This is a genomic window from Streptomyces sp. NBRC 110035, from assembly GCF_000829695.1.
In the GTDB taxonomy this organism is placed as follows: domain Bacteria; phylum Actinomycetota; class Actinomycetes; order Streptomycetales; family Streptomycetaceae; genus Streptomyces.
Genome location: NZ_BBNN01000018.1, coordinates 113,750 through 125,448, shown reverse-complemented (window position 1 = coordinate 125,448; position 11,699 = coordinate 113,750). Strand labels below are relative to the sequence as shown.

9 protein-coding genes are annotated in these 11,699 nt (G+C 73.0%); 4 read left to right on the top strand and 5 right to left on the bottom strand.

Annotation, left to right across the window (positions count from 1 at the left end; translation table 11 throughout):
• Positions 1 to 108: 108 nt before the first annotated feature.
• The 3 genes from TU30_RS06945 to rsmH are packed head-to-tail and all read right to left on the bottom strand — an operon-like array spanning position 109 to position 3,619.
• Entirely contained in the window at positions 109 to 2,085 is a 1,977-nt protein-coding gene (locus TU30_RS06945) for a penicillin-binding protein 2 (protein WP_304951804.1), read from the bottom strand.
• 5 nt (positions 2,086 to 2,090) lie between these two features.
• Positions 2,091 to 2,579 carry a membrane protein gene (locus TU30_RS06940; protein ID WP_042165942.1) on the bottom strand — a complete coding sequence of 163 codons (489 nt, stop codon included), beginning with the start codon at positions 2,577 to 2,579 and terminating at the stop codon, positions 2,091 to 2,093.
• 56 nt (positions 2,580 to 2,635) lie between these two features.
• Positions 2,636 to 3,619, bottom strand: coding sequence for a 16S rRNA (cytosine(1402)-N(4))-methyltransferase RsmH (rsmH, locus tag TU30_RS06935; RefSeq protein ID WP_042165939.1), 984 nt, complete (start codon positions 3,617 to 3,619; stop codon positions 2,636 to 2,638).
• 435 nt (positions 3,620 to 4,054) lie between these two features.
• On the opposite strand from rsmH, the gene TU30_RS06930 reads away from it, so the two are divergent.
• The 4 genes from TU30_RS06930 to TU30_RS06915 all read left to right on the top strand — a co-directional run bounded on the left by TU30_RS06930 (position 4,055) and on the right by TU30_RS06915 (position 9,742).
• Positions 4,055 to 4,603, top strand: a complete 549-nt coding sequence (locus tag TU30_RS06930; RefSeq protein WP_042165936.1) for a carbonic anhydrase — start codon at positions 4,055 to 4,057, stop codon at positions 4,601 to 4,603.
• A gap of 338 nt (positions 4,604 to 4,941) precedes the next feature.
• The gene (locus TU30_RS06925; RefSeq protein WP_042165933.1) at positions 4,942 to 5,979 is read left to right on the top strand and encodes a MoxR family ATPase; all 1,038 of its coding nucleotides are present in this window, start codon (positions 4,942 to 4,944) and stop codon (positions 5,977 to 5,979) included.
• Positions 5,979 to 7,343, top strand: a complete 1,365-nt coding sequence (locus TU30_RS06920) for a DUF58 domain-containing protein (RefSeq protein WP_042165929.1) — start codon at positions 5,979 to 5,981, stop codon at positions 7,341 to 7,343. Before TU30_RS06925 ends, TU30_RS06920 begins: the two co-directional genes overlap by 1 nt.
• Positions 7,340 to 9,742 (top strand): DUF3488 and transglutaminase-like domain-containing protein, encoded by a 2,403-nt coding sequence (locus TU30_RS06915; protein WP_042165926.1) that lies wholly within the window; start codon positions 7,340 to 7,342, stop codon positions 9,740 to 9,742. Before TU30_RS06920 ends, TU30_RS06915 begins: the two co-directional genes overlap by 4 nt.
• Positions 9,743 to 10,040: 298 nt before the next feature.
• On the opposite strand, the gene TU30_RS06910 is transcribed toward TU30_RS06915, so the two are convergent.
• Entirely contained in the window at positions 10,041 to 10,466 is a 426-nt protein-coding gene (locus TU30_RS06910; protein ID WP_042165923.1) for a DUF3040 domain-containing protein, read from the bottom strand.
• Positions 10,467 to 10,757: 291 nt separating this feature from the next.
• On the bottom strand, positions 10,758 to 11,528 hold the full coding sequence (locus TU30_RS06905) for a methyltransferase (RefSeq protein WP_042165921.1): 771 nt from the start codon (positions 11,526 to 11,528) through the stop codon (positions 10,758 to 10,760).
• Between the last annotated feature and the right edge of the window lie 171 nt (positions 11,529 to 11,699).

Sequence of the window (11,699 nt, the reverse complement as noted above, 5' to 3'; positions counted from 1 at the left end):
CCGGTGCGGGGCGGGGGGTGTCCCGGTTCCCGGGTTCGGGGGAGGTCGTTGTCACGGGCTGTTCCTGGGTGGTTCCGTGCCGGCCGGACGCGAGGGGTTCGCGGCCGGTCAGCGTGTGAAGGTGACCGGGAGGTCGGCGGGTTCGGCGCCGGTCGGCGGCACCTGGAGGGTCTTGAGGGCGAACTCCATGACCTGCTTGTAGACGGGTCCGCAGATCTGGCCGCCGAAGTAACTGCCCTCGGTGGCGTTCTGGATGACGCAGGAGACGGTGACGCGGGGCTGGTCGGCGGGCGCGAATCCGGCGAAGGAGGAGGTGTAGCCGTGGTACTTGCCGGTGGCCGGATCCACACGGTTGGCCGTACCCGTCTTCCCCGCCACCCGGTAGCCGGGGATGCGCGCCTTGGTGCCGGTGCCCTCCTCGTCGTCGACCACCGACTCCAGCATCCGGGCAAGCGTCTTCGCCGTCTTCTGGCTGACGACCCGTGTCTTCTCGGGCTTCGGGACGGGGGTGAAGCTCCCGTCGGGCCCCCTGGTGCCGCGCACCAGTGAGGGTTCGACGCGTACGCCGCCGTTGGCGACGGTGGAGTAGACGGACGCGGCCTGCATGGCGTTGACGGACACGCCCTGGCCGAAAGGAATCGTGTACTGCTGGGAGGTCGACCATGCGTCGGGCGGGGCGAGGATGCCCTTGGTCTCGCCGGGGAAGCCGAGTCCGGTGTGGCTGCCGAGCCCGAACGCGCGCAGGTAGTCGTAGAGCACCTTGTTGGCGGCGGCCTGGGTCCTGCCGAGCTGGCCGGTGGCCAGGATGGTGCCGATGTTGCTGGACTTGGCGAGCACCCCGTTGAGGGTGAGGTACCAGGTCGGGTGGTCGACGTCGTCCTTGAACAGGCGGTCGCCGCGGTGCAGCCGGTTGGGTACGACGACATGCGTCTGCGGGGTGGCCGCCCCCTCTTCCAGTACGGCCGCCATGGACAGGACCTTGGCGGTGGATCCGGGCTCGAAGGCGTCCTGGAGGGCGGCGTTGCCGAGGGCCGCCGGATCGGCCTCGGAGAGGTCGTTCGGATCGAACCCGGGCGCGTTGGCCATGGCGAGGACCTCGCCGGTGCGGGTGTCCTGGACGATGACGTAGCCCCGGTCGGCCTTCGACTTCTCCACCTGCTCGCTGATGGCGTCCTGCGCGGCCCACTGGAGGTCGCGGTCGATGGTGAGTTCGATGTCGCTGCCGGGGACGGCCGGCGTCTCGGTGGAGCCCGCGGTCGGCACCAGACGGCCGCCGGACTGGGCGTAGCGGATCTTGCCGTCCTCGCCGGCGAGCCGCTTGTCCATCTGGAGTTCGATGCCGCCGCCGCCCTCGCCTTCGGCGTTGACCCAGCCCAGTATCCCGGCGGCGAGTTCGTTGTTGGGGTACACCCGCTTGCTGGTGGGCACGGACAGGACACCGGCGAGGACGTTGACGGAGGACGTGTCGGTCTCCGTCTTCTTGGCCAGCGCGGACTTCAGGTCCTTGATCTGCTGCCACACCTGGGGGGTCTGACGGCCGGCGAGCTTGACGTAGCGCAGGGCCTTGTTCTCCGGCCGCAGCTTGTCGACCAGCTGGTCCTGGTCCTGGCCGAGGATCGGGGCGAGGAGGGCGGCGGCCTGTTCGGGGCCGTCGGAGATCTCCAGCTGGTCCGGGGCGAACATCGTGGGGTCGGCGGTGATGTCGTAGGCGTCCTCGCTGGTCGCGAGGGCGATGCCGTTGCGGTCGGTGATCCGGCCGCGCTCGGCGTCCAGCACCTGGCCGACGTAGCGGTTCTGTCCGGCCTTGGCCGCATAGGTGTCGGCCTCGACGGCCTGCACCTGGAGCAGGCGGACCACGAAGACGCTCAGGACCAGTCCCAGCGCCAGGCCCACCAGGCGCAGCCGGGGACGGGGGCTGCCCAGCCTGATGGCCTTCGGGGGCACCGGGCGGGACGGCCGGGGGCGCGGGGCCGGGCGGGGGGTACGGGCCGGCCGGGCACCGGGCCCGGGGCGCCGTCCGGCGCCCGGGCGGGCGGGCCGGCCGGGGCCGGGCACGCGACGGCGGGGCGGTTCCCTGTCGGACACTTCCGTCACCTGCCGGGAGTCGATGCGGGGGTGGACGTGGGTGCGGCGGCCGCGCCCGGTGCCGTGTCCGGGAGCGGGGCCGTCACGGTGGCCAGCGCCTCGGGGGCGAGCACGAGGGGGGCACGGGAGGCGGCTGCGGGGCTGGGGACGCCCTTGACCTCGCCGTCGGGGTTCAGGAAGGCGGGGTCGCCGCCGGGCACCATGCCGAGCTCACGGGCCCGGCGCTGGAGGGCGTCGGGGGCGGAGTAGGCGTCGATGTCCCGCTGGAGGGCCTGTTCCTCGTCGGTGAGGCTCTTCGTCTCCCGCTCGAGGTCGTCGAGCCGGAACGCGCCCTCGCTGAGCGCCGAGTTCAGCACCAGGAGCCCGATCAGGCCGCCGCCCAGGAGAAGGACGACCAGCAGGACGAAGGGGGTGCGGGCCGCCTGGGCCCGTCCCGCGGGAAGGAGCCGCGCGAGACGGGCCGCCCTCCCCCTGAGTTCGGGTTTCCTGCTCACTCACGCTCCCCTGGGTTCGCCCGAAGCCTGCCTTCCGTACCCGCGTGCCCGGCACGTCATCCGAGGTGCTCCCTGATGCGCTCGGCGCCCCGCAGCCGCGCGGGTGCCGCCCGCCGGTTCTCGGCGATCTCCTCCTCGGTGGGAAGTTCGGCACCGCGCGTGAGCAGCTTGAGCCGGGGCTGGTAACGCTCGGGGACCACGGGCAGCCCGGGGGGCGCGGTGGTGGCGGCGCCCGCCGCGAGCACCTGCTTGACCAGCCGGTCCTCCAGGGAGTGGTACGACAGCACGGCGATCCGTCCGCCGACGTCGAGGGCCCCCACCGTGGCCGGGACGGCCCGCTCCAGCACGGAGAGTTCGCCGTTGACCTCGATGCGCAGGGCCTGGAAGGTGCGTTTGGCCGGGTTGCCGCCGGTGCGCTTGGCGGCCTGCGGCAGCGCGTCGCGGATCAGCTCGACCAGGCGCGCGCTGGTGGTGAACGGCTCCTTCTCCCGCTCGCGCACCACCGCGGCCACGATCCGCTTGGCCTGCTTCTCCTCGCCGTAGGCGCGCAGGATGCGGACGAGGTCGCCGGGCGGGTAGGTGTTGAGGACCTCGGCGGCGCCGATGCCGGCCGACTGGTCCATGCGCATGTCGAGCGGGGCGTCCTGGGCGTAGGCGAAGCCGCGGTCGGCCTCGTCGAGCTGCATGGAGGACACGCCCAGGTCGAACAGGACGCCCTGCACGCGCGGGACCCCGAGCCGGGCGAGCACGTCGGGGAGTTCGTCGTAGACGGCGTGGACCAGGGTGGCGCGCTCGCCGAAGGGGGCGAGCCGCTCGCCGGACAGGCGCAGCGCCTCCTTGTCCCGGTCCAGGGCGATCAGCCGGGCCTCGGGGAACCGCGTCAGCAGGGCCTCGCTGTGGCCGCCGAGGCCGAGGGTGCAGTCGACGACCACGGACCCCGGCCGCTCCAGGGCGGGCGCCAGCAGGTCCAGGCACCGCCGGAGCATCACCGGGACGTGCCGGGTCTGCCCGCCCGTGTTCGCATGCGCTTCGCGCCCCATGGGTTCTGGGCCCTCTTCTCACGGTCCGGCGCGGCCGTGACGCACCGCCGGGGCCCCCGCCCCTCCCCCGGTGTGGACGGGGCGGCCTGCCGGCGCCGGAGGCGACAGCCGGCCGGGAACGGGAGGAGGCCGAGCCGTACGTACGCGCAGCGCACGCGGGGAGATCTCCGGGACGCTGCCCGGTTCTCCGGGGAAATCAGTGCAGTGGGAGTCTCGCCTCCCGCTTCGCGTCACTTTAGTCCACGGTGTGGCCCGGTCAATCAACCGGCCTGCGCGGCGCGGCCCTCGGCGCGAGGACAACCGCGTCCCGGGGAAACCACCCGTACGAGGGGCCTCACACCCCCCTTGTGGGTCATCTCACACAAGAGGCGGATGGCATTCTTTGTCCTGTCTCACAGCGAGCCCGGAGGGCGGGTGACCAGTACCGTCATGGTTATGACGACTTCTGCATCGGTTCCCACGGGCTCAGGAAGCGCGACAGCCGGCCAGGGCACGGTCACCGACCGTCTGGTGGGCGCGAACGAGCAGTACGCCAGCGCCTTCACCGATCCCGGAATGGACGCCCGGCCCGTTCTCCGTGTCGCCGTGGTGGCCTGTATGGACGCCCGGCTCGACCTGCACGCCGCGCTCGGTCTCGAGCTCGGCGACTGCCACACCGTCCGCAACGCCGGAGGTGTCGTCACCGACGACGTGATCCGGTCGCTGACCATCAGCCAGCGGGCGCTCGGTACCCGCAGCGTGGTCCTCATCCACCACACCAACTGCGGTCTGGAGTCCCTCACCGAGGAGTTCCGGCACGACCTGGAGATGGAGGTCGGCCAGCGTCCCGCCTGGGCCGTGGAGTCCTTCCGGGACGTGGACCAGGACGTACGGCAGTCGATGCAGCGGGTGCGCACCTCTCCGTTCCTGCTGCACACCGACGACGTGCGCGGGTTCGTCTTCGACGTGAAGACCGGTCTGCTGCGCGAGATCGACCCCGCCTGACCTGCCGGCCCGCTCCGAGGGGGTCCGTGTTCTCGGGTTCTCGGGTTCTCGGGTTCTCGGGTTCTCGGGTTCTCGGGGTTCGCGCGCCCGTTCTCCGGATGTCACGAGGCCGAACGACACTCCATGAAAGTCGTACGACCCGACACATCACCGTCAGTTGTCCACAGGCGAGTGACACGAATCGGTAACGGCGGCAAGAATGCGGAAGTGGTGCCGCGCGGAACTTTTCACGCGCGGTGTCCGTGATTCGGGGTGGGCCGGTCCACACAGCAAGGCGTCGGCCCGGACATTTGGGCCCTCGTTCCTTCGGAGCGGGGGGAAAGGCCGAGGAGGGCCGGGTGACGACCTATGACGATCGAGCGAGCCTCACTGATCTGACCGCCGTGGTCGAGCGCGTGCGGGGTTCGGTGGAGGACGTGATCGAGGGCAAGCCCGAGGTCGTGCGGCTCTCACTGACCGTGCTGCTCGCCGAGGGGCACCTGCTCATCGAGGATGTCCCGGGCGTCGGCAAGACGATGCTGGCCAAGGCGCTGGCGCGGTCCATCGACTGCTCGGTGCAGCGCATCCAGTTCACACCGGACCTGCTGCCGTCGGACATCACCGGTGTGTCCATCTGGGACCAGCAGCGCCGCGACTTCGAGTTCAAGCCGGGTGCCATCTTCGCGCAGGTGGTGATCGGCGACGAGATCAACCGCGCGTCGCCGAAGACGCAGTCCGCGCTGCTGGAGTCGATGGAGGAGCGCCAGGTCACGATCGACGGCACGACCTACGAACTGCCCAGCCCCTTCATGGTCGTGGCGACGCAGAACCCGGTCGAGATGGAGGGCACCTATCCGCTGCCGGAGGCCCAGCGCGACCGGTTCATGGCCCGCGTATCGGTCGGCTACCCGAGCGCCGAGGCCGAACTGCAGATGCTGGACGTGCACGGCGGCGTCTCCCCGCTGGAGGACCTCCAGCCGGTGGCGCACGCGCACGAGATCCTGAAGCTGATCGAAGCGGTGCGTGCCGTCCATGTGGCCGAGCCGGTCCGCCGGTACGTGGTGGAGCTGGTCGCCGCCACCCGCACGCACCCCGAGCTCAGACTCGGCGCCTCCCCGCGCGCGACGCTGCACCTGCTGCGCGCCGCGAAGGCGTCGGCCGCGCTGAACGGCAGGGAGTACGCGCTGCCGGACGACGTGCAGGCGCTCGCCGTGGCCGTCCTGGCGCACCGGCTGCTGCCCACCGCCCAGGCCCAGCTCAACCGCCGCACGGCGGAGCAGGTGGTGCAGGAGATCCTGCAGCGCACGCCGGTGCCGGCCGCCGCCCCCCGGCAGAACGGCATCGGCGTGGGCCGTGGCGGTCCGAGGTACGGCCAGCAGCCGCCACGGAGGCTGTGATGACGACCGCGGGTTCGGTCCGCGCGGAGGGCGACCACGGTGACCGGGGCGGCCTGCGCACCGCTCTGGCCGGGCTGACCACCCGCGGGCGTTCCTTCCTGGCCGCCGGTGCGGCGGCCGCGGTCTGCGCCTATGTGCTCGGGCAGAGCGATCTGCTGCGGGTCGGGCTGCTGCTGGCGGTGCTGCCGCCGGTGTGCGCGGGCGTGCTCTACCGGACCCGCTACCGGGTCGCGGGCAGCCGCCGGCTCTCCCCTTCCCGGGTACCGGCCGGCTCCGAGGCACGGGTGCATCTGCGGATGGACAACGTCTCCCGGATGCCCACGGGCCTGCTCATGCTCCAGGACCGGGTGCCCTACGTGCTCGGGCCGCGGCCCCGGTTCGTGCTGGACCGGGTGGAGGCGGGCGGGCGCCGCGAGGTGTCCTACCGGGTCCGCTCCGACCTGCGCGGCCGCTATCCGCTGGGACCGCTGCAGCTGCGGCTCTCCGACCCGTTCGGGATGTGCGAGCTGACCCGGGCCTTCTCCACGTACGACACGCTGACGGTGATCCCGCGCGTGGAGCCGTTGCCGCCGGTGCGGCTGAGTGGTGAGGCCAAGGGGCACGGTGACGGACGGCAGCGTTCGCTGGCGCTGGCCGGCGAGGACGACCTGATCCCGCGCGGCTACCGCTACGGCGACGATCTGCGCCGGGTGCACTGGCGTTCCACCGCGCGCTACGGCGAGCTGATGGTGCGCCGCGAGGAGCAGCCGCAGCGGGCCCGCTGTTCGGTGCTGCTGGACACCCGTGCCGTCGCCTACGCGGGCGCGGGCCCGGACTCGGCGTTCGAGTGGGCGGTGTCGGGTGCGGCGTCCGTGCTGACGCACATGCTGGAGCGGGGTTTCTCGGTGCGGCTGCTGACCGACACCGGCGCCTCGGTGCCGGGTGAGGGCTCCGACGGGTTCGCGGGCGCGAGCCAGGGGTCGGCCGACACGGCCGGGCTGATGATGGACACCCTCGCGGTGGTCGACCACTCCGACGGGGCGGGCCTGTCCCGGGCGTACGACGTGGTCCGCGGCGGGAGCGAGGGACTGCTCGTGGCCTTCCTCGGTGATCTCGACGAGGAGCAGGCGGCGGTGCTCGCCCGGATGCGGCAGCGCAGCGGGGGCGCGGTCGCCTTCCTTCTGGACAGCGGGACCTGGATGCGGGAACCGGCAAACGCGTCCGGTCCGCCGGACGATGGCGGGAAGTGGTCGCGGATGCTGCGCGAAGCGGGCTGGACGGTGGTGGGTGTGCCGCGGGGCGCCTCCCTGGAGGAACAGTGGCGGCTGGCGGACCGGGAGCGTTCCGGTCTGGCGGCGGCGAGCGGTGGGGAGGGAGCGGGATGAGCGGACGACTGCGGCTGACGCCGGCCGCGTGGGCGGCCACGCTGCTGGCCGCGTGCGCGCTGCTGCCGCTGGTCGAGCCGCCTTCCTGGCTCCTGCAGGCGGCCCTCCTGCTGGCGGTGCAGTCGGGCGTGGGCTCGGTGGCCCGGCGGGTGCCGCTGGCGCGCCCGTTGACGGTGGCGGTCCAGGCGCTTGCCGCGCTGGTGCTGCTGACGCTGGCCTTCGCGCGTGAGCACGCCTTCGTCGGCCTGGTGCCGGGACCGGACGCGTTCCGCTTCTTCGCCGACCTGCTCGACCAGGGCGCCACGGACGTCGGCCGTTACGCGATACCGGCGCCGCTGTCCGAGGGCATCCGGCTGATGCTGATCGGCGGTGTCCTGGTGATCGGGCTGCTGGTGGACACCCTCGCAGTGACCTTCCGCAGTGCGGCACCGGCCGGGCTTCCGCTGCTCGCGCTGTACTCCGTCGCCGCGGGTCTGTCCGACGGCGGGGCCGACTGGCTGTGGTTCCTGCTGGCGGCGGCCGGCTATCTGATGCTGCTGCTGGTGGAGGGCCGTGACCGGCTCTCCCAGTGGGGGCGGGTCTTCGGCGGGGCGTCGCAGGACTCGCCCGGTGAGCCGGGCGGGACCCGCGTGCCGGTGCGCACCGGGCGGCGGATCGGGGTGCTTGTGGTGGGCATAGCCCTGGTGGCGCCGCTCGGTCTGCCCACGATGAACGGCGGCCTGCTGGACCCGACGGGTTCGGGTGTCGGCCCGGGCTCCGGCGGAGGTGGCACGATCTCCGCGGTGAATCCGCTGGTGTCCCTGCGCGACTCGTTGAACATGGACGAGGACCGCCAGGTGATGTCGGTGCGCTCCGAGGCGGAGAACGTCTCGGACCTGTATCTGCGGATCGTGTCCCTGGACGACTTCGACGGCACCACCTGGAAGCCGTCCAAGAGGTCCATCACCACGGTGCCCGACGGCGCCTTCCCGACCCCGGCCGGCCTCGGCCCGGACGTCGAGCGCGAGGAGATCGGCACGACGATCTCGACCGCCGACTGGTACGGGCAGGACTGGCTGCCGATGCCGTATCCGCCGAGCGGCGTGGACATCAGGGGCAACTGGCGCTACGAGCCGGTGGGGATGACGCTGGTCGGCGACCACGGCCAGAACACCCGGGGGCTGACCTACCAGGTGCGCAGCCTGGACGTGCGGCCCACGGCGGAGCAGCTGGCCGACGCGTCGGCGCCGCCGGCCGCCCTGCAGCGGGACTACACGGAGCTGCCCGACTCGCTGCCCGCGGTGGTGTCCCGGACCGCCCGTGACGTCACCGAGGGGGCGACGAACGCGTACGACCGTGCGGTCCTGCTCCAGGAGTACTTCACCCTGACCGGGGGCTTCGAGTACGACACGGAGGTCGACGTCGGCAGCGACTCGGAGGCGATCGCCCGCTTCCTGAGGGACAAGGAGGGCTTCTGCGTCCACTTCTCCTTCGCCATGGCGTCGATGGCCCGGTCCCTGGACATACCCGCCCGGGTCGCGGTGGGCTTCGCGCCGGGCACCCCGCAGGCGGACGGCACGGTGGCGGTGGGGCTGCGGGACGCGCACGCCTGGCCCGAGCTGTACTTCGAGGGCGTGGGCTGGACCCGCTTCGAACCGACCCCCACCCGTGGTTCGGTGCCGGAGTACACCGTGCCGGAGACACCGGACAGCGCGCTGCCCGACCCGGCCCGGCCGTCCGAGGCGGAGCCCTCGGAGCCCTCGGCCGCCCCGTCGGAGAGCGAGAGCTGCTCGGTGCAGCAGCAGCGGCTGGACGACTGCGCGCGCGAGGCGCCCCTGGCGACGCCGCCCACGGGCGGCGACGGACCGAAGTGGTACGTGGTGCCGGCGTGGGTGCTGGGCGCTCTCGCCCTCCTGGTGCTGCCGCTGGCGCCGATGCTGTGGCGGCTGCGGACCCGTTCGGTGCGCCTGGGCGCGCACGGCCGGTCCGGGGCGGGCACGGCGTCGCCCGTCCTGGCCGTCTGGGACGAGCTGACGGACACGGCGTGGGACGTCGGTGTCTCCCCCGACGAGTCGCTGACTCCGCGCAGGGCGGCGGCCCGGATCATCCGGCTCGGCCGACTCGACCCGGATGCCGCGGCCTCGGTGCACCGGGTGGCGGATGCGGTGGAACAGGTCCTCTACGCACCGCGGCCGCGCCCGACGGCGGGCCTCACCGACGAGGCGCGCCGGGCGGCGGCCGGGCTGCGGTCCGGGGCCGGCCGGGGCACACGGCTGCGCGCGCTGTTCCTGCCGCGTTCCACGGTGCGGGTGGTGTGGGAGGTGGCGGCCCGGTGGACCGCCGTCCGGGACCGCGTCCTGGCCCTGCGGCCGGCATGGCGCAGGCCGACGTGGCGCAGGGCCTCGCGGCAGCAGGGGTGACGGGGCGGGCCCGGCCGGGCAGGTGACCGCGGTCGGACGGGTGGACGACGAAAAGGGTGTACGACGAGGGGTGAGGGGCAGGACGACCGAAAATCGTCCTGCCCCTCACCCCTCGTGCGCTGTCCGTCCTGCCTTCCGCCTGCCCCTGCCTGCACCCGGTCGGTGCACGGGCGTGCGCCGAACCGGTGTGCGGCCGTGCGCCGCCCGGGGGCGGAGATGCGTCAGGGGGTGACCACCGGGCCGGTGGTCACCCCCTGTACCCATGTCTTCGCGCAGGTCCTGGAGTGGTGTGGGAAAGCTACTGCCCGCCGCCCTGTTCGTCGCGGCGGCGCTGCCAGCGCTCCTCGATGCGGTTCATCACGGAGCGCCGCTGCCTGGCCTGACGGCCGGACTGCGGCGCGCCGGTGGAACCAGCGGTACCGGCGACGGCATCGGCCGCCTGTTCACCGGGCTTGGGCGCTTTGCGCCAGCCGGTCACGGCGAGAACCGCGCAGCCCAGCATGACGAGGAACCCCACCACACTGAGCCAGACCTGCTGGGCGACCATTCCGGCCATGAGGAGCGCAATACCTACGAGGAAACCCGCGATCGCCTGGTAGACCCGCCGACGGGTGTACGTGCGCAGGCCACTTCCCTCGAGCGCCGACGCGAACTTGGGATCTTCGGCGTACAGCGCTCGCTCCATTTGCTCGAGCATGCGCTGCTCGTGCTCCGAGAGCGGCACGGCGTCCTCCTCATCGTGCAGTCGCCGGGGCGACCCGGGGGGTCCCTTCAGGATAGGCAGGGATTCGCCCCCATGAAACCCGCCCCTCTGCGCCAATCGGTCAACCGGCACCCGTCATGGGCGTCCCGGTCCGCTCGAGGCTTCTCATTCCCCGGCGGCCAGGCCGTCATGCCGGACGGTCTCCCTCGATCATACGGTGCCCAGCCGCCATTCGGGGGGCCTGTGGCGGACTCCCCACGGAGTGCGGCCGACGGCCCGCTCCGCTGATCAGCGACGCGGCGCAGGCGGCTCTCAGACCCCTTCGGCCCCCGGGGCCTCACCGAGCACATGGAGCTGGGTGGCCACGGAGTGGAAGGCGGCGAGTTCGGCTGCCGCGGCCTCCAGCTTCAGCAGCTCGTCCAGGGCTCCGGGCTCGGTGTCCACGAGCACGCCGGGGACGAGGTCGGCGAAGACCCGCACGCCGTGCACGGCGCCGACCCGCAGACCCGCCCCCTCGACCAGACCGGTGAGCTGATCGGCGGTGAAGCGGCGCGGTACGGGGTCGCCCGTGCCCCATCGGCCGTTCGGGTCGTCGAGCGCCTGCCGGGCCTCCTTGAAGTGACCGGCGAGGGCACGGGAGAGCACGGCGCCGCCGAGGCCGGCCGCGAGCAGGCTGAGGACGCCGTCGGGGCGCAGGGCGGCCACCGTGTTGCGCACGCCCTCGGCGGGGTCGTCGACGTACTCCAGCACTCCGTGGCACAGCACCACGTCGTAGCCGCCGCGCTCGGCGACGTCGAAGAGGCCGTGCGCGTCGCCCTGGACGCCGCGGACCCGGTCGGCCACGTCGGCCTCGGCGGCGCGGCGCTCCAGGGCGAACAGCGCGTTGGGGCTGGGGTCGACGACGGTGACCCGGTGGCCGAGGCGGGCCACGGGCACGGCGAAGTTGCCGCTGCCGCCGCCGGTGTCGAGGACGTCCAGCGCGGGCCGTCCCGTGGCCTTGGCCCGGCGCTCCAGGACGTCCTGGAGGACATCCCAGACCACGGCGGTACGGAGAGCGGCGCGGGGGCGCAGGGTGTCCGACACGGCAGTTGACTCCTCGGCGGGCACCGCCTCGTTCACGGCGGAGCGATCGGGCTGCCTCCCCGGCCCGGACAGGGAACGCGGAGGCTTCAGGCGTCTTCCACCCTATGGCCTGCGCCGTACTGCCCGCGCCGCGCTGTCCCGGCCCGCCCCGCTGCCGCCCCACCGGGCGGT